Origin of the sequence: Stenotrophomonas sp. SMYL89, assembly GCF_036319985.1 — a bacterium.
GTDB lineage: Bacteria > Pseudomonadota > Gammaproteobacteria > Xanthomonadales > Xanthomonadaceae > Stenotrophomonas > Stenotrophomonas maltophilia_Q.
The window spans coordinates 13,400-31,673 of sequence record NZ_JAWIRW010000014.1 but is presented as its reverse complement, the minus strand read 5'-3'; the positions used below and the strand labels follow the sequence as shown (position 1 = coordinate 31,673).

At 69.3% G+C, this 18,274-nt stretch carries 12 protein-coding genes; 6 read left to right on the top strand and 6 right to left on the bottom strand.

What is annotated here, in order from left to right:
* The first annotated feature begins 2 nt into the window (after window positions 1-2).
* The 3 genes from recC to recD are packed head-to-tail and all read left to right on the top strand — an operon-like array spanning window position 3 to window position 8,904.
* The gene (gene recC, locus V3B41_RS16010; RefSeq protein ID WP_329861681.1) at window positions 3-3,350 is read left to right on the top strand and encodes an exodeoxyribonuclease V subunit gamma; all 3,348 of its coding nucleotides are present in this window, start codon (window positions 3-5) and stop codon (window positions 3,348-3,350) included.
* Window positions 3,347-7,027 carry an exodeoxyribonuclease V subunit beta gene (recB, locus tag V3B41_RS16005; protein WP_329861680.1) on the top strand — a complete coding sequence of 1,227 codons (3,681 nt, stop codon included), beginning with the start codon at window positions 3,347-3,349 and terminating at the stop codon, window positions 7,025-7,027. The genes recC and recB overlap by 4 nt, the downstream gene beginning before the upstream one ends.
* Window positions 7,024-8,904, top strand: coding sequence for an exodeoxyribonuclease V subunit alpha (recD, locus tag V3B41_RS16000; RefSeq protein WP_329861679.1), 1,881 nt, complete (start codon window positions 7,024-7,026; stop codon window positions 8,902-8,904). The genes recB and recD overlap by 4 nt, the downstream gene beginning before the upstream one ends.
* A 106-nt stretch (window positions 8,905-9,010) precedes the next feature.
* On the opposite strand, the gene V3B41_RS15995 is transcribed toward recD, so the two are convergent.
* The 6 genes from V3B41_RS15995 to V3B41_RS15970 form a co-directional block, all read right to left on the bottom strand.
* Window positions 9,011-9,409 carry a hypothetical protein gene (locus tag V3B41_RS15995; RefSeq protein WP_197633478.1) on the bottom strand — a complete coding sequence of 133 codons (399 nt, stop codon included), beginning with the start codon at window positions 9,407-9,409 and terminating at the stop codon, window positions 9,011-9,013.
* A gap of 93 nt (window positions 9,410-9,502) precedes the next feature.
* Window positions 9,503-11,542, bottom strand: a complete 2,040-nt coding sequence (locus V3B41_RS15990) for an FUSC family protein (protein ID WP_049429210.1) — start codon at window positions 11,540-11,542, stop codon at window positions 9,503-9,505.
* Window positions 11,543-11,545: 3 nt separating this feature from the next.
* On the bottom strand, window positions 11,546-13,015 hold the full coding sequence (locus V3B41_RS15985) for an efflux transporter outer membrane subunit (RefSeq protein WP_329861678.1): 1,470 nt from the start codon (window positions 13,013-13,015) through the stop codon (window positions 11,546-11,548).
* Window positions 13,012-13,929, bottom strand: coding sequence for an HlyD family secretion protein (locus V3B41_RS15980; protein WP_049429212.1), 918 nt, complete (start codon window positions 13,927-13,929; stop codon window positions 13,012-13,014). Before V3B41_RS15980 ends, V3B41_RS15985 begins: the two co-directional genes overlap by 4 nt.
* Window positions 13,926-14,135 carry a DUF1656 domain-containing protein gene (locus V3B41_RS15975; RefSeq protein WP_329861677.1) on the bottom strand — a complete coding sequence of 70 codons (210 nt, stop codon included), beginning with the start codon at window positions 14,133-14,135 and terminating at the stop codon, window positions 13,926-13,928. Before V3B41_RS15975 ends, V3B41_RS15980 begins: the two co-directional genes overlap by 4 nt.
* Before the next feature lie 108 nt (window positions 14,136-14,243).
* Window positions 14,244-14,699, bottom strand: coding sequence for a MarR family transcriptional regulator (locus tag V3B41_RS15970; protein WP_008265191.1), 456 nt, complete (start codon window positions 14,697-14,699; stop codon window positions 14,244-14,246).
* Between the two features lie 691 nt (window positions 14,700-15,390).
* On the opposite strand from V3B41_RS15970, the gene folE reads away from it, so the two are divergent.
* The 3 genes from folE to V3B41_RS15955 all read left to right on the top strand — a co-directional run bounded on the left by folE (window position 15,391) and on the right by V3B41_RS15955 (window position 18,272).
* The gene (gene folE / locus V3B41_RS15965) at window positions 15,391-16,002 is read left to right on the top strand and encodes a GTP cyclohydrolase I FolE (RefSeq protein WP_004141296.1); all 612 of its coding nucleotides are present in this window, start codon (window positions 15,391-15,393) and stop codon (window positions 16,000-16,002) included.
* A 112-nt stretch (window positions 16,003-16,114) separates the two neighbouring features.
* Window positions 16,115-17,584, top strand: a complete 1,470-nt coding sequence (locus V3B41_RS15960; RefSeq protein WP_329861676.1) for a DUF3375 domain-containing protein — start codon at window positions 16,115-16,117, stop codon at window positions 17,582-17,584.
* The gene (locus tag V3B41_RS15955; protein ID WP_049429216.1) at window positions 17,571-18,272 is read left to right on the top strand and encodes a DUF4194 domain-containing protein; all 702 of its coding nucleotides are present in this window, start codon (window positions 17,571-17,573) and stop codon (window positions 18,270-18,272) included. Before V3B41_RS15960 ends, V3B41_RS15955 begins: the two co-directional genes overlap by 14 nt.
* Window positions 18,273-18,274 lie beyond the last annotated feature (2 nt).

The window sequence follows — 18,274 nt, the reverse complement described above, 5'->3', positions numbered from 1 at the left end:
GCATGATGAGTGACCCAGGCAGCGATTTCCGCCTCTACCATTCCAATTCCCTGGACGTGCTGGCCGCGCTGCTGGCGCGCAACGTGCGCGCGCCGGTGCCGGGCCAGCCGTTGCTGGCGCCGGAAGTGGTGCTGATCCCGCAGGTCGCGATGCGCCGCTGGCTGCAAGCGACACTGGCCGCCGAATTCGGTGTCGCTGCCAACCTCGAATTCCTCACCCCGGGCGAGTTCGTGGCCCGCGCGCTGAAGGCCAATGTCAGCGGCGAGCAGGACGACCTGGACGCGGCCGGCCTGCACTGGAAGCTGTACCAGGCGCTGCGCGACCCGGCGTTGCTGGCGCAGCCACCGATGCGCGCGCTGCGGTCCTATCTTGCCGGCGGTGACGCATTGAAGCCATGGGCGCTGGCGGGCGAGCTGGCCTCGGTATTCGAGAAGTACCAGGCGTGGCGCCGCGACTGGCTGCTGCGCTGGGCAGCCGGTGCCGATCCGGCCGACCCGCAGGCGATCCTGTGGCGCACCATCACCCACGGTCATGATTACCGTGCACGTCGCATCCAGGAGTACCTGGACCGCTTCGAAGGCGCCGGCAAGCCGCTGCCGCAGGGGCTGCCGCCGCGCATGTCTGCGTTCGCGACGCTCAACATCTCGCCCGATGTGCTGCGGGTGATGGCCACCCAGGCGCGGGTGGGCGAACTGCACTTCTACATGCCCACCCCGGTGCAGTCGTACTGGGGCGACCTGCAGACGCTGGCCGAGCGATTGCGCAGCGGCGCACCGGACCCGTTCGGCGAGGCCGCCGGCGAGAACCGCCTGTTGGAAGCCTGGGGGGCGGCCGGCCGCGATTTCATGGCGGTGCTGGGCAGCTACGAGGTGGTGCACCCGGCCGGCGAGATCGCCGCCTATTCCGATCCGGAGGAAGACACCCGGCCAACCCTGGACGAAGGTGGACTGTCCGACAGCCTGCTGCATCGCCTCCAGCGCGATCTGTTCCACCGCCGTGCGCTGCCCTCGGGCGCGCTGCGCGAGGCTCTGCGCAGCGACGATCCCAGCCTGCAGGTGCATGCCTGCCATACCCGCCTGCGCGAGCTGCAGGTGCTGCACGACCAGCTGCGCAGCCTGCTGCAGGACCCACGTTTCGACCCACCGCTGCAGGCACGCGAGATCGCGGTGCTGGCGCCGGACATCGATCCCTACGTGCCGTATCTGGAAGCGGTATTCGGAGGCCGGGGGGGCGACGAGGAGCACATTCCGTATGCGCTGGCCGACAGCAGCCCGCTGGCCGGCGAGCCGCTGGCCGATGTGTTCGTGCACCTGCTGGGCCTGCCGGTCTCGCGTTTTGGCCTGAACGAAGTGCTGGACCTGCTGGCCAGCGCGCCGTTGGCCGAAGCGGCCGGGCTGGAAGCAGTGGACTTCGACCGCCTGCACGGCTGGCTGCAACAGGCCGGTGCGCGCTGGGGCCTGGATGCGAAGCACCGCAACCAGCATCAGGCGCCAGCCGACGATGCCTATACCTGGCAGTTCGCACTGGATCGCCTGGTACTCGGCCATGCCACCGGCAGCGAGGCCGATCTGGCCGGCGTGGCGCCGTGGATCGAACTGGAAGGCGGCGCGTTGGACGCCTTGGACCGTCTGCTGCGCCTGCTGCGTGTGCTGGCGGTGTATCAGCGACGCCTCGGCGAACTGCTGACGCCCGCGCAGTGGCGGCAGCGCCTGCTGTCGCTGCTGGATGCACTGCTGCCAACCGCGCCCAGCTCGCCCAACAGCCAGCGTGCCCTTGAGCGCCTGCGCAAGCTGCTCAACCAGTTCGCTGAAGACGCCGCCAAGGCCGGTTTCGAAGACGGCGTGCCGCCGGAGGTGGTGCGTTCGCACTTCGCCGGCGCGCTGGGCGAGGCCGATACGCGCGCACCGCTGCTGACCGGTGGCATCAGCTTCGGCCGCATGGTGCCGATGCGCCTGCTGCCGTTCCGGGTGATCTGCGTGCTGGGCCTCAACGATGGCGATTTCCCGCGCCGTGACCCGGCCGCCGGTCTCAACCAGCTCACTGCGGAGCTGGATACGCCGCGCCGCCGGCCGGGCGACCGCTCCACCCGCGAGGACGATCGCTTCCTGTTCCTGCAGCTGTTCGCCGCCGCGCAGGAGGTGTTCTATCTCAGCTACCTCGGTGCTGATCCGCGCGATGGCAGCGTGCGTGAGCCGTCGGTGCTGGTCAGCGAACTGATCGATGCGGCTGCGGCGTATCACCTCGATCCGGCTGTGGCCACCCGCGACTTCACCGTGCGCCACGCACTGCAGCCGTTTTCGCCAGGCGCGTTCGGCGATGGCGACCCGCGCCGCTTCAGCTATCGCCGCCAGTGGCATCCCGCTGCCGGTCGCCTCACCGGCCAGCGTGGAGGCCTGCAGCCGTGGTTCGATGCACCGTTGCCACCGCCGCTCGACGATGCGGTGGAAGAGGAGGTCTCGCTCGATACCCTGCGTCGCTTCCTGTGCGACCCGGCCGGGCAGTTTCTCGCACAGTCACTGGGCCTGCGCCTGGCTGACGAGGTCGAGGAGGTGGATGACCTGGAACCGCTGGTGCTGTCTTCGCGGGGGCCGGAGAAGCGCAGCGTGCAGGCGGCGGTGGTACGTGCCACGCTCAGCGGCGATACCGAGCCGTTGTACCCGCGCCTGCGCGCGCGTGGACTGCTGCCGTCGGGTCCATTGGGCGAGCGCCAGTTCGAGGTGGAGCAGCTGAAAACCCGCCCGTATGCCAGTGCGCTGCTGGGCTGGATGCAGGGCGAACCACTGGAAAGCCGTCGCTACGAAGTGGAAATCGACGGGGTGCGCCTGCACGGCCGCGTGGCCGATCGGCATCCCGAGGGCCTGGTGCGCCTGCGCGCCGGCACCCTCAACGGCAACGCGGTGATCCGCCATGGCCTGGACTGGCTGCTGGCCAATGCCGCCGGTGATGCCTTGCCGCTGGTGCAGTTCCATGATGGCGGCGATGCCGGGCCGGGCCCGCATGTCGTACCGGCGCTGAGCGTTCCCGCCGCACGCGCGGCGCTGCGTGCACTGCTGCAGCTGCGCCAGCGTGGCCTGCGTGAGCCGCTGCGCTTTGCCCCGTACACCGGCTGGGTGCTGTACAACGCGCCGGCAGAAAAACAGCGCAGCGAAGGCTGGAAGCAGTGGCACGGCAGCGACCGCACCTGGGGTGAATCCAGCAGCAACGCCTGGCAGCTGCTGCTGCGCGGTGCCGACCCATTCGCCACCGATGCCAGCTATGCCGACCTGCTGCGCAACAGCCAGGTGGTCTTCAGCGCGGTGCGCGAAGGCCGCACCCTCGGCACGGAATCACGCCAGGAGGGCAGCGCATGAGCACCGTGATCATCGGGGACGGCATCGAGCTCCTCAGCCGCGATCCCTACCTGGCCCTGCCGCTGGATGGCATTCGACTGATCGAAGCCAGCGCCGGCACCGGCAAGACCTTCACCCTGGCCACGCTGTTCACCCGCCTGGTGGTGGAGCAGGGCCTGCGCATCGGCCAGATCCTGGCAGTGACCTTCACCGACGCTGCCACCCAGGAACTGCGCAAGCGCATCCGCGAGCGCCTGGCGCTGGCGGCACGCCTGGTCGATCTGGAACCGGCCGAGGGTGAAGCGCCGGATGTATGCCTGACCCGCGAAGTCCTGCAGCGCCATCTGCAGGGCGGCTCCGAGAGTGCCACCGCACTGAAGCGGCGCCTGCAGGTGGCCGCGGACGAGATCGACCTGGCCTCCATCTTCACCATCCACGGCTTCTGCACCCGCGTGCTGCGCGAGCATGCGCTGGAGAGCGGCCACACCTTCGACCCGCCGGAACTGCTGGCCAGTGACCGTGAGCTGCTGGAGGAGCTGGCGGCCGACCTGTGGCGTGTGCATGCCAACGACCCGGCCACGCTGGAACCGCTGACCTGGCTGTGGTCCACCCCGGACGCGCTGGCCGCCGATCTGCGCGCGCTGCTGGCCGCACCGCCGCTGCATCCGTTGCCGCAGCCGGTGGCGTTGGCCGATCCGCATCCGGCCCTGCAGAGCGCGGCGGAAGCACTGTCCGCAAGCGTGCGCGCGCATGGCGAGCAGTTCTTCATCGACCTCTGCGATGCGGTCGACAACAAGTGGATCAACGGCGTGTCCTACAAGCTGGGGTGGCTGCACCCGCTGGGCCGGCAGCTGCTGGCCTGGGCCGAGCGCGCCGACCCGCGCGAGCTGCTGGCCAATGAGCGCCTGCCAGCGCTGCTGCCCGAGGCACTGGCCGCCAAGACCAACAAGAAGTTCGCCGAGCGCACGCCATCGTCGCCGTTGCAGGCGCCGTTGGCGCGCTATGTCGCGTTGCTGGCCGAACGCGATGCCTGGCTGCGTGCCACCGCGTTGAATTTCCTGCACGCGCTTCGCGCCGACGCCACGCAGCGGCTGCAGGCACTGAAGCGCACTCGCCGGGTGCAGACCTACGACGATCTGATCGATGGCGTGGCGTTGGCGCTGGAAGGCCCGCAGCGGCTGGCACTGGTGAAGCAGCTGCGCGCGCAGTACCGCATCGCGCTGGTCGATGAGTTCCAGGATACCGACGACCGCCAATGGGGCATCTTCCACACCGTGTTCGGCAATTCGCCGGAGGTGCGCGAACTCGGCCTGGCGCCGGCGCTGTTCCTGATCGGTGACCCCAAGCAGGCGATCTATGGCTTCCGCGGCGGTGATATCCACACCTACCTGAAGGCCAAGCAGGTGGCGCAGAAGGCACCGGTGCTGGACCAGAACTTCCGCTCGCGACCGGCCGTGCTGCGTGCGCTGCAGGCGTTGTATGACAACGGCGGCGAAGACGCTTTCCTCGAACGCGACATCCAGTTCGAGCCGGTGCGGCCCGGCGGCGTGCGGGTTGACGAGGATTACCTGCGCGATGGTCGTGCCGCCGTCGCGCTGACCCTGCGCGTGCTGCGCAGTGGCGGCGACAAGGCGATGAGCGCCGATGCCTCGCGCGATGCCGCCACCCAGGCCTGTGTGGCAGCGATCCACCAGACCCTGGTTGCTGCGCGTGCCGGCAACGCCGTGCTGCGTGGGCGACCGGTGCAGCCGGGCGACATCGCGGTGCTGGTGCGTTCGCATCGCGAGGCCACTCTGGTACAGCGCGCGCTGGCCGCGGTGGGCATTCCGGCGGTGGCGGCCGGCAAGCAGAGCCTGTTTGCCACCCCTGAAGCGCGCGATCTTCGTGCGCTGCTGCTGGCCCTGCTGCAACCGGCCGATGAAGGCCGCCTGCGTGCGGCACTGGCCACCGTACTGCTCGGCCAGCAGGCCAGCGCGATCGCCGCGATGGAACGCGAGGGCGACCTGCAACGCGGGTTCCAGGCACAGCTGCTGCACTGGCGCGAACGCTGGCAGCGTGGTGGCCCGTTCGCGGTGATCGCCGAAATCTGTGCTGCACAAGGCGAGCGCCTGCTGGCGCTGATCGATGGCGAGCGCCGCCTGACCAACTACCTGCAGTTGGGCGAACTACTGCAGGAAGCCTCCGCGCAGGCGCTGGGCATGCATGGCCTGCTGGACTGGCTGCAGGGACAGATGGCCAATGCCGACCAGGATGACGAGCAGCAGCTGCTGCGCCTGGAATCGGACGCGCGTCGTGTGCAGATCATCACCCTGCACAAGAGCAAGGGCCTGGAGTATCCGCTGGTGTTCCTGCCCTTCATCGGCATCGACGGCGGGGCGCCGAACACCGCGTCGCACTGCACGGTGCATGTGGGCGGCCAGCGCCAGCTGCACTGGAAGCTCGACAAGGACGAGGCCTGGGAAGCGGCCACCGCGCAGCGCGAACGCGAGCAGCGTGCCGAAGATGCACGCCTGTTGTATGTGGGCCTGACCCGTGCCGAGCACGCGCTGTGGATCGCCGTGGGCGATCTGGCTGGGCTCGGCAGGACGCGGCTGGCGCCGCTGCTGGGTGACCTGCAGGTGCTGCGCACACATGCTGATGTGTATGTCGACGACAGCGAGGCGCCGGCCGCGCTGCCGCAGCTGGCGGCCGAAGTGGAAGGTGACCTGCCGGCCGTGCGTGCGCTGACCCGGCGCGTGCCGCATGACTGGTGGGTGTACAGCTTCACCCAGCTGGCCCATGCCGATGCTGGCGCCGGCGACGATATCGAAGCGGCCGCCACCGAACTGCCAGCACCGGCGGCCGACGAACCGGCTGGCCCGGAACTGCCGCTGGAACCGGCCCTGCCGGAACCCGCCGCGGCCGCCGCAGACAGCGCGCCGCTTGATCCGCGTTTCATGGGCAGCCGCTTCGGCAACGTGCTGCATGAGGCGATGGAGAACGTCGACTTCGCTGCATGGGCGGATTGGCAACCGGGCCTGGAAGCGCCCGAGGGGCAAGCCGAGGTGCTGCGCAAGGCGCTGCACGACGAAGGCTATGCCGATGTCGATCTGGACGATGGCGTGGCGGTGCTGGTGCCGTTGGTTGGCCACACGCTGACCGTACCGCTGCCCGAAGGCGGCGCCCTGTGCAGCCTGGCCGAGGGCGAGCGCCGCGCGGAAATCGACTTCCACTTCGCCATCGAACCGACCACCGTGCCGGCGCTGCTGCAGGTACTGCACGCGCATGGCGTTTCCAGCAGTCGCCGAGGCTTCGGCCAGCGCCGCCGGTTGGAAGGCCTGATGACCGGCATGATCGACTTGACCTACGTGCGCGATGGGCGCTGGTACGTGCTCGACTACAAGTCCAACCGCCTGCCCGGCTACAGCCCGGACCTGCTGGCCATCGCCATGCGCCACAGCGAATATGACCTGCAGGCACTGATCTACACCGTGGCCCTGCATCGCTGGCTGCGCTTCCGCCTGGGGGCAGCCTACGACTACGAGCGCGACATGGGTGGCATCCGCTACCTGTTCTGCCGCGGGCTGGATGGCGCTGGCAACGGCGTGCATGTGGACCGCTTCCCGCTGGCGCTGGTGGATGCACTGGACGCGCTGTTCGCCGGTGGCGAGCAGGCCCAGGCCGAACTGGCGGCGCGTGCGCGTGGAGCCAGCGCATGAGCCTGTTGAAGGAACTGCACAAGAAAGGCCAGCTGCGCACCCTCGACCATGCGTTGGCGACCAGCCTGATGCGGCTGCGCGACGACACGCCCGAGAGCGTGGCGCTGGCGGCGGCGCTGGCCTCGCTGGCAGTGTCGCAGGGCCACGCCGGCTTCGATCCGGCGCAGCCGCAGCGCCTGCTGGAAGGCGTACCGGAATGGCCGGATGCGCAGGACTGGCTGGCCCAGCTGCGCGCATCCCCTTGGGTAGCGACACCCAAGCAGTTCGACGCCATCGCCGAGGACGCGCCGCTGGTGCTGGAAAACGGCCTGCTCTACCTGCGCCGATATCGCGAGTACGAACGCCAGCTGGCGGCCGGGTTGCAGCGCATCGGCCGGCATCCACTGCCGGCGCCGGACATGGCCGCACTGGCACCGCTGTTCGCGCGCCTGTTCCCGCGGGCGTTGGACAGCGAAGATCATCAGGCCCGCGCCGCCGGCGTGACCCTGCGCCATCCGCTGGCGCTGGTGACCGGCGGCCCCGGTACCGGCAAGACCACCACCATCGCGCGCCTGCTGCTGCTGTTGGCAGCGCAGGCCCGGCAGGCCGGGCAGCCGCTGCCCGAGGTGGCCTTGGCCGCACCCACCGGGCGCGCCGCCGAACGCATGGCCGAGAGCCTGCGGCTGGCCGTGCAGCGCCTGCAGGAGGACGGCGTGGACCCGGCACTGTGCGCGGCACTGCCCAGTACCGGCACCACCCTGCATCGCCTGCTTGGCGTGATTCCCGATTCGCCGCGCTTCCGCCACCACGCCGACAACCCGTTGCCGGTGGACGTGGTGGTGGTCGACGAAGCGTCGATGATCGATCTGCCGATGATGGCCAAGCTGGTCGATGCGATCGCCAGCGGCACCCGGTTGATCCTGCTCGGCGACCCGGACCAGTTGCCGTCGGTGGAAGCCGGCGACGTACTCAGTGCGATCCTGCGTGCCAGCGGCGATGGCATCGGCACCCGCGCCGACGATGCGCAGGCGCTGCATGGCCTGCTGGCGCCGGCGACGCTGCAGCCACAGGCCACGCCACGCGCCTTCGCCGGCCGTCGCGTGCAGCTGCTGCGCGGTTACCGGCAGAGTGATGCGCTGGACCTGGCATCGCTGGCGCATGCCGTGCGTGAAGGCGACAGCAGCACCGCATTGCAGCTGCTGCGTGGTGGGTCGCTGGCAGGCGTACATTTCCACGAAGGCGAAGCCGATCCATTGCGTGGCCAACGCGAGCACCTGCTGGGCCATTGGCGTGCGTTGGCCGACGTGGCCGATCCAGCGCTTGCCCTGCAGCAGGCCGGCCGCTTGCGCGTGCTGACCGCATTGCGCGAAGGCCCGCAGGGCGCGCGTGGGCTCAACAGCCGCATCGAGCAGCTGCTGGCCGGCAACGCCCCGGGCTACTTCCAGGGCCGCCTGCTGCTGGTGACCGAGAACAGCTACCGGCACCGCCTGTTCAACGGCGATATCGGCATCTGCCTGCGCGACGGCAGCGGCGCGATGGTGGCCTGGTTCCCCGGCGACACCGTCGAGCAGCCGCGCGCCTTCCACCCGGCCGCGTTGCCCGCGCACGAAAGCGCGTTCGCGATGACCGTACACAAGGCACAGGGTTCGGAGTTCGACGAAGTGTGGTTGCAGATGCCACGCCAGGACAGCCGCGTGCTGTCGCGCGAACTGGTCTACACCGGCCTGACCCGTGCCCGCCAGGTGCTGCATGTGGCCGGCGGCGCCGACGTGCTGCAGGCGGCGTTGAAGCGCCACGCCAGCCGGTTGGGTGGCCTGGCCTGGCGGCTGGGTGCGGAAGACGTGATCGAAGCACCGGCGCCCATCGAACAGCCAGCGGTGCAGGGCCAGTTGTTCTGAACCGGGGTCGGATCCCGTTCCCAACGGGAACGGGCTCTGACCACGGCGCCCGAGACACGCCTGTTCCGGGTCAGAGCCCTCCCTTCGGGAGGGATCCGACCCGGCGTCATTCCGCGATCAGCACCAGGCCATCGGGGAACACGATCGCCGCTTCATCCGCACTCACATCGAAGAACCCCACGCCGTGCTTCTCGGCCAGGTCCTGCACACGGCCGTGCGCGCGTTCGGCCACCGAGTAGGCGAACGCACCGTAGATCACCTGCCGGCCGATGCTGTACTCGGTCACTTCGTCACGATCGTCATCGTCGTTGCTGAGTGGTCCGTCCAGGGGCGGGAATTCCTGCGCCATCTCCGCGAACCACGCCTGCAGCGCCGCGCTGCTGACTGCCGGGTCGTCGTACTCGTGGCGCTCGTTCCACTGCGTCTGCTTCTCGAACCAGGCGATGAAGGCCGCCGCCTCGCGTGGGGCCGCGCTGGCCTCGAACACCATCATGTCGTAACTCATTGGAGCTTCCTGTGCAGAGCGGGGGTCAGAGCCTTCGCCTGGGGCGAAGGATCCGACCCCGGAGCGGAGTCTGTGGACACAGAGGGTAGCGCGCTACGGCTGCGTCGCCGTGTCCATTGCCAAGCCCGGCGCCAACGCCTTCGCCTCGGGAAACAGTGCGAAGCGCAGGCCGATCAGACCCATCAGCGCTTCGTCGCGGGCCTTGCAGGCGCCCACGCTGCCGACCCGGCCCAGCGAGGTATCCAACCGCTCGCGCAGCGCCTCGGCCGCCACCATCGGTTTGCGCGCGGCAATCTGCTGCCGGTAGTGCGCGGCGATGTCCTCCAGGATGTGCTCGACCGCCTCGCGGCTGCGCTCGGGCAGCTCCAGCCGGGCGCGGCGCAGCTGCAGGATGTTCAGGCCGATGCGTGCCTCGTTGAGCATGTCCACCGAGGCGATGTCGCTGCCTTCCGGCGTTGCCGCCAGGCGTGGTGCGAGCAGGCCCAGCAGGTCGAGCATGCGTGCGGCGAAGCGCTGGCGGTCCTGCTGGCCACGACCCTCGGCGGCTTCGGCCAGCGTGGTCCAGCCCTGCCTCACCAGCCGGCGCGCGGTCCACTCGGCACCCACCGAACGGAACAGACGGGTCATCACCACCGCAAAGCCAATGCCGATGAACATCGCGATGGACGAGTTGAGGAAGGTCTGGATGTTGGCGCTGTAGGTGTTCTGCAAGCTCAGCAGCGCAGCCAGGTTCACTGTCAGCGGCAGCGCGAACAGCGCGCTCTTCGGGTGGTGCAGCATCAGGCCCAGTGGCAGGAACACCACCGCCAGTACCAATGCCAGCAGGCCGAAGTCGTGTACCGCCGGGAACACGCCGAACAGGTACACGCCGGCCACTACCGAGGCCACCATCGCCCACACCAGGAACGACACCATGCTCGGTGCCGGATCGTCCTGCGCGGCGAAGAACGCGGCGGTCACCGCGGCCATCATCGCGCCGTTGCCTCCGCCTTCCCATCCCAGTGCGATCCACAGCACGCAGTAGCTCATCAGTGCCACGCCGGCGCTGAGCGCGGAGAACAGCGCCATGCCGTAGTCGACGTGCTTGTCGGCGGCCACGCGCTCGGTGCGGATGCGGTAATGCGCGCGGTCCAGCGGCGCGGTGCCGTGGTCGATCGCGTGCTGCAGGGTGCGGCAGTCCTGCCACAGGTCCACCAGTTCCTCCAGGCGCAGCAGCAGGCTGGCCAGCTGCAGGTGCTGCAGGTCGCGGTCCACCTGCGGCTTCAGCGCACTGATGCGCGCACGCAGGCGAGCGTACTCGCTGGCATTGGTCGGCCCGTCCAGCCAGTCGTGGATGTCGTCGATCAACGCCGGCAGGCCTTCGGGCAACGCCTGGCCGTCGCTGCGCAGCGCGCTCAGGCGGTCGGCGATCGAGGACAGCACCGGCAACAGCAGCAGCATGCGCTCGCGCAGGCGCTCCATCGACACCGCCGACCCGGCATGGCGTGGATCATCGCGGCGCAGGAATTCGATCAGCGCCTCGAACTGCACCAGGTCGGCGGCCAGCCGGTTGCGCGGCGCATGTGCGCGACCGCGTTCAAGAATCTGCCGGCACCACTGTGCGGCGTCCTCCATCCAGTTGCCGATGCGCGCGCGCAGCATCGGGCGCACCGAGGCCGGGAACAGCAGCGAGGCAAACAGCACCGCCACCACCGTGCCGAGGATGATCTCCTCGCTGCGCGCCACCACCGTGTCGAAGATGGTTTCCGGCGAGGTCACTGCGGGGAAGCCGATGAAGGCGGTGGTGTAGCCGGCCAGCAGGAATGCGTAGCCGCGCGGGCCGCGGTTGAGCAGGGCCATGAACAGGCAACCGGCCAGCCAGATCGACATCGCTGCGCTCAGCACCAGCGGCGTTTCCACCAGTGCTGGCAGCACCAGCAGGGTGGCCAGGCCGGCTACCAGCGTGCCGACGATGCGGTATACGCCCTTGGCGCGGGTCGGGCCCAGCAGCGGCTGGCTGACGATGTACACCGTGCCCATCGCCCAGTACGGGCGCGACAGGTTGCCGGCCATGGCGATGTACAGCGCGGCCACCGCGGCCAGGTAGGTCTTGATCGAGAACAGCCACGCCTGGCGGTCGGTCAGCGCGTTCATGGCTTACTTCGCCGAGGCCTGTGCGGTGGCCGGCGCCGTCGGGGCAACCGTTGCCTGCCAGCCGCCACCCAGCACCAGGAACAGGTGGATCTGGTCGCGCGAGACCTGCGCTTCGGCAGCCGCCAGAGTGGCGTCGCTGGTGGCCAGGCTGCGGTCGGCATCCAGGCTGGACAGGTACGGCGTGCGGCCTCCCTGGTACAGCCGGCGGTTCTGCTCGGCGGCCAGCGCGGCCTGCTCCTGCGCGATGCGCAGCGACTGCAGGCGGCGCAGGTCCTGCGCATAGCGGTCCAGCGCAGTCTGGGTCTCGCGCAGTGCCTGCAGCACGGTGTGGTCGAACTCGGCCAGCGCCGCGTCGGCACCGGCCTCGGCAGCGTGGATGCGCGCATGCGTGCCCGACGACGGCAGCGTCCACGAAATCAGCGGGCCGATCGACCACTGCTGGGTCATCGGTGTGCCGAAGTCTTCCAGCAGGCCGGCGGCGCCCACCGAGGCGCCCAGGCGGATGTCCGGATACAGCTCGGCGGTGGCCACGCCAATCCGCGCGGTGGCCGAGGCCAGCTTGCGTTCGGCCTGGCGCACGTCCGGGCGGCGCTGCAGCAGCGCGCGGCCATCACCGACCGGCAGCGGCTGCGCCAGGCCGGGCGCGTGTGCACAGTCGATCACGCCGGCCGGCAGCTGGCCCGGGGTCTGCCCGAGCAGGGCGGCCAGCGAATAGGCGGCCGCCGAGCGCTGCGCATGCAGCGGCGGCAGTGCAGCTTCCAGCAGCGCCACCTGGGCATTGGCGCGGGCCAGCTCCGGCGGCGTGCCGCGGCCGGCGGCGATCAGGCGTTCGGTAACGGTGCGGCTGCGCTGCTGCAGCTGCAGCGAATGTTCGGCCACGTGCAGCTCATGGTTGGCGTGGCAGATCTCCAGGTAGCTGTCGGCCACCTGGGCGACCACACTGACCTGGGCAAGATCGCGTGCCGCCGCCACCGACTGCTCGTCGGCACGCGCCGCTTCGGCGCCGCGCTTGAGCTTGCCGAACAGGTCGAACTGGTAGCTGACCGCGAACTTGCCGTCGGCCAGGTTGATCACCGGCAGCTCGTGCTCCTGCAGGAACGATTCGGCCGACAGCTGCGCGCGGCTGACGCCGGCCTCGGCCTCGTACTCGAAGCCGCCGGCGTCCAGCGCCTGTTCGTACACGGCGGCGGCGCGGCGCAGGTGCGCATCGGCGGCCTTCAGTTCCACGTTGTCACGCAGCGCCCGGGTGATCAGCCCGTCCAGCACCGGGTCGTTGTACAACGACCACCAGCGGTCGGGCAGCGCCTGGTTGGCGGCCACCTGCGGGTTCTGCGTATCGATGAAGGCGGCATTGGCTTCGGGGCGCTTGAACGCCGAGCCTTCCGGCAATGCATAGTCCGGGCCGACGGTCCTGCACGCGGCCAGGCTGGCCAGCGCGACGATCAGGCCGAGACGGGGCAGGGTGGCGTTCACAGGCCCGCCTGTGTCGGCGCGGCGCCGGCCTTGTCTGCGTGCTTCGTGCTGTTGGTCTGCACGGTCACCGTGGCGGTACGCCCGGCAATCAGCTCAACGCCCTTGGGCACTTCGTCGATGGCGATGCGCACCGGGATGCGCTGCGCCAGCCGCACCCAGTCGAAGGCCGGCGTCACGTTCGGCAACAGGGTGCTGCCGTTGCTGCGGTAGCGGTCCTCGATGCCGGCGGCGATGCTTTCCACATGGCCGCGCAGCGGCGTCGATTCACCCATCAGCCGGATGTCCACCGTCTGCCCCGGCGCCACGCCGCGCAGTCGGGTTTCCTCGAAATAGCCATCAATGCGGAACGAGCCGGTATCCAGCAACGCCAGCACCGGCTTGCCGGCCACCACATAGTCGCCTACGCGCATCGTGCGGTCGTTGACCCGGCCATCGGCCGGCGCGCGCACCTCGGTACGGCCCAGGTTGAGCTCGGCCAGGTCGACCGCGGCCTGTGCGGTGGCCAGCGCCGCCTGTGCAGCCTGCAGCTTGGCGCGGCGCACTTCGGCATCCTCGGCGGCGACCAGGTCCTGCAGGCTGCGGTCGCGACCGATCTCGCGGCGCAGCTGCGCTACCGAGGCCTGGCGCTCGGCCAGGCTGGCCCGCGCCTGCTCCAGCGCGATGCGGTAGCGCGCGCGGTCGACCACGAACAGCAGGTCGCCCTTCTTCACCGCCTGGTTGTCGGCCACGTCAACTGTTTCCACCAGCCCGGACACGTCCGGCGCGACCTGCACCACATCGGCGCCGACGTGGGCGTCGCGGGTCCACGGCTCATCCATGTAATAGACCCACAGCTGGCGCAGCACCAGCAGGGCGACGATCACCGCTGCGCTGGTCAGCAGTACGGGAAGGGCTTTCTTCACGATCTTGTTCACGATTGCATCCAACGCAGGAGGTGGAACAGCAGGCCAAGCACGATCCCGTACAGCGCCAGGTTGAACAGTGGCGGGTGCCATATATGGCGATAGGCACCGGCACGCTGCAGCAGCGCATGCATACCGCTGTTGACCAGGTAGGCCAACACCATCAACCCGAGCAGGGTCGGGACGAACACTCCGTGGAGACTGAATTCACCGGGCATCGGTAGGGGGCGGGGGCAAGTGGGGGAGGGGAGGAACAACAGAACAACGGCAACGGGCAAAAGCCGCTGGCGTGTGCACGGCAGCGGCGGTGTTCGGGGGCAGCGCGCTTACGTGATGCGGTCGGCGGCCTCGGCCAGCAGGCGCCATGCCTTCAGCACGGCGTGCAGTTCATCCATGGACAGTTCGCCGAACACGTCCTGGCGCAGGCCGATCAACTGGTCTTCCAGCTCGCTGACCAGCGCCTGGCCGGCGTCGGTCAGCCACAACAGGTTGGCGCGGCGGTCGCTGGCATCGCTTTCGCGGCGGACCAGGTCGCTGGCGCACAGCTTGTCCAGCAGGCGCACCAGGGAGGGACCCTCCATGCCCAGCTGCTGGGCCAGCGCCACCTGCCGGATGCCACCGCCGGAGCGGCCGATCATCAGCAGCGGCATGGTGCAGGCGGTGGAGATGCCGTAGCTGCCGAGCCGGCTGTCGGCCAGGCGCTGCCACTGCCGCCCTGCGTACAGCAGGCCGGAGCTGAGCTGCATCTGCAGCACGGTGCGCTCGTCGAGGGGTCGGTCCATAAGAGATAGATAGGATACTACTAATTTCATTCCTATCAATAGTTTTTGCTGAATGGGTGGGTGGGTTGAGGAAAGCGTTGCGCCTGCTGGCTATCGGCTGGGGTGGCGGAGGGCCGGACGGGGCAGGGCACGCTGCAAGTACCCCTCCGGGGCCCGGCCCAGCCGCTGGCGGCCGGGCGTTCGGTCGCTTGCGAGGCATGCCTCGCAAGCAAAGCGCCCTCACCCATGTAAGCTCGATCGGCGCATCCATGCGCCTCACGGCCCTGCCCCGCCCGGCCCTCCGCCACCCACCCCACATCCCGCGAGCGCGGTGGGTTGGCTCTTTAAAGGCAGGGGCAGAAGCCAACGCTGTGCGGACCAAGGGTTCGCACCCACCACAGCAGTCGCGCAGTCGCGCGGCGCTTCCGAAGCCATGAACCCAAGCTTTCGACCCCGCTTTCGGGCGGTTCGGCCGCGCCCGCAGGAAACCGTCCGGGAGGGGGAGAGGGGGCTGCGCAGGACCGTGGGCGCCATGGATGGCGCCATCGAGCCCCCAGGGACGGGTTTACGGCGTGTCCTGCGCAGCCCCCTCTCCTCCTCCAAACCGATAGCAACGAGGCGCCGCAAGAGACCCCCGATGAACCGTCCCAACAGGACGACCCACCCCCCGGTCGGGTACGATGCTCGCCCCCCGTTCGGGACGCTGTACGCAATGAGCAAGAACAACGAAAAGGCCGCCCCGCAGGGCGACGTGACCCAGGACCAGGCCGAGGATGCCGTGCGCACCCTGCTGCGCTGGGCCGGTGAGGACCCGTCCCGTGAAGGCCTGCTGGATACCCCCCGCCGCGTCGCCGAAGCCTATGGCGACTGGTTCAGCGGTTACCGCGACGACCCGCGCGCCTACATGGAGCGGACCTTCGAGGAAGTGGCCGGCTACGACGAACTGATCGTCCTGCGTGACATCGAGTACGAAAGCCACTGCGAGCACCACATGGCGCCGATCATCGGCCGCGTGCACGTCGGCTACCTGCCGGCCGGCAAGGTGGTGGGCATCAGCAAGCTGGCCCGCGTCGTCGAAGCCTACGCCCGCCGCTTCCAGGTGCAGGAAAAGATGACCGCGCAGATCGCCCAGTGCATCCAGGATGTGCTGCAGCCGATCGGCGTCGGCGTGGTCGTCGAAGGCGCCCACGAATGCATGACGACCCGCGGCATCCACAAGCGCGGCGTCAGCATGGTCACCTCCAAGATGCTGGGCAGCTTCCGCGACGACGCGCGCACCCGCGCCGAGTTCCTGCGCTTCATCGAAGTGGGCGGCAAGCGCTGAGCCGCTTGCCCGCACCGCGCCGGCCCCTGCAGGCCGGCATGCCCACGGCTGCCCTCGCGGCAGCCGTGCATCGCGGCTCGTCCCTGTCAGCCCTACAGACTTCTTTCGCTGCATGAAGCATCGCGAACGCATTGCCCGTTACCGCCACCTGCGCGAACAGCCCCAGTGGAAGCTGCTTGCCGCCGACCACGCCCCGGAAATCATCGGCCTGTTGCAGGGCCTGCTGATGGACGGCGAGCGCACGCTGCCGTCCTCGGTGCTGAACGAACGACTGCAGCGCGCGCTGGACCAGCTGGCCGGCGATGATCTCTCGCGCGAGCTGCCGCGTACCGCCCAGGCCTACATCGCGCACTGGCTGGCCCAGGGCTGGCTGGAACGCCGTTTGCCCGAAGGCGCCGACCAGGAGCAGTACGAACTGTCCACCGCTGCACTGCAGGCGATCCGCTTCGCCGACGGCCTCGAGCAGGCCCGCGTGGCCGCCACCGAAAGCCGCCTGGCGCTGGTCATTGAGCAGCTCTCGGCGCTGGCTGCGCAGACCGAGGCCGATCCTGATGCGCGCCTGTCCGCGCTGCACGACGAGCGCGACCGCATCGATGCCGAAATCGCCCGGGTCGGCACTGGCCGCGTGGTTGCGCTGGACGGCAAGCGCGCGCTGGAACGCACCCGCCAGATCATCGGCCTGGCCGACGAGCTGACCGAGGACTTCCGCCGTGTGCGCGATGACTTCGAGCAGCTCAACCGCGATTTCCGCGAACGCATCATCGACGACGAGGGCGAGCGCGGCGATGTGTTGTCGCAGCTGTTCGAAGGTGTGGATGTCATCGGCGAAAGTGACGCCGGACGCAGTTTCCAGGCCTTCTGGCGCCTGCTAAACGACGCCGAACAGAGTGCCCAGCTCGATGCCGCGCTGGAAGCGGTGCTGGCGCGCGGGTTCGCGCGCCGCCTGGACCGCAACGAACGCAACTTCCTGCGCAGCTTCACCAGCACCATGCTCGAGCGCGGTGGCCAGGTGCACGATGTGCTGCAGAACTTCGCGCGCAGCCTGCGCGGCTTCGTGCAGAGCCGTGGCTACCTGGAACAGCGCCGCCTCAACCAGCTGCTGAAGCAGGCGCAGTCCGAAGCGCTGGCACTGCGTGACGAATTCCCCGCACAACGCGGCATCGGCCGCGACCTGCAGCTGACCACCAGCCGCCTGCGCTCGTGGTCGCAGTGGAAGCTGCACGATCCGCGCAGCGCCCAGGTCGACGGCAACGTCGAGTACAACGACGCCGCTGCGATCAGCCTGGAGAGCGTCGGCGACCTGGTGGCCTCGTCCGAAATCGACTTCCGCACGCTGCGCCAGGACCTGCACGACCTGCTCGATGCACAGCCGCGGCTCAGCATCGCCCAGGCCCTGTCGCAGCGCGAAGCGCCGCAGGGCCTCGGCAGCGTCATCGGCTACCTGTCGCTGGGCACGCGCTTCGGCAACGTGGTTGCCGGCGAGCAGGAGCTTGCGCAATGGCGTGGTGGCGACGGCCAGATCCGTCGCGCCCGCATCCCGCTGGTTTGGTTCACCCAGGAGAGACGCCATGAGCTGGCATGAAGATCCCATCGACGCACCGCAGGCCGACGTGGCGGAAGACGCCTACGAGGCCGAGCCGGTGACGGCCGTGGCGCAGCCCCGCCGTGGCAACGACGTGTATTACCTCGGCGATACCGGGCGCCTGCCGCTGGATGCGCGCCGCGCGCTGTGCCAGCTGCTGATCGGTCCCAGCATCGACCAGCTGCGCCACGCCAAGCTGTGGCCGGCGCTGATCCGCAGCGAAGCGGCGATCCGCTCGTCGCTGGCGGACCTGTTCCTGGAACTGGTGCTCGACCGTGACAGCGGCGTGGCGTTCACCCGCCAGGCCGATACCGAAGATGTCGACGCGCCTGTGCTGCTGCGCACCTCGCCGCTGACCTTCATCGACTCGGTGCTGCTGCTGTACCTGCGCCAGCAGCTGGCCGAGGCCGATGCGCGCGGCAACCGCGCGGTGGTCGCCGATGCCGAGATGGCCGAAGCACTGGCCATCTATGAAAAGAACCTGTCCACCGACCGCGCCGGCTTCAACCGCCGCGTCGCCTCGGCGGTGCAGAAAATGAAGGACAACCACATCCTGACCCGCCTCAGCGGCCAGGAAGACCGCCACGAAGTCTCGCCGGCGCTGAAGCTGCTGTTCTCCGCCGAAGACGTGTCCCAGCTCTCGGCGGTCTACCGCCAGCTGCGCGAAACCCCGGCCGCCGAGGCCTGAGA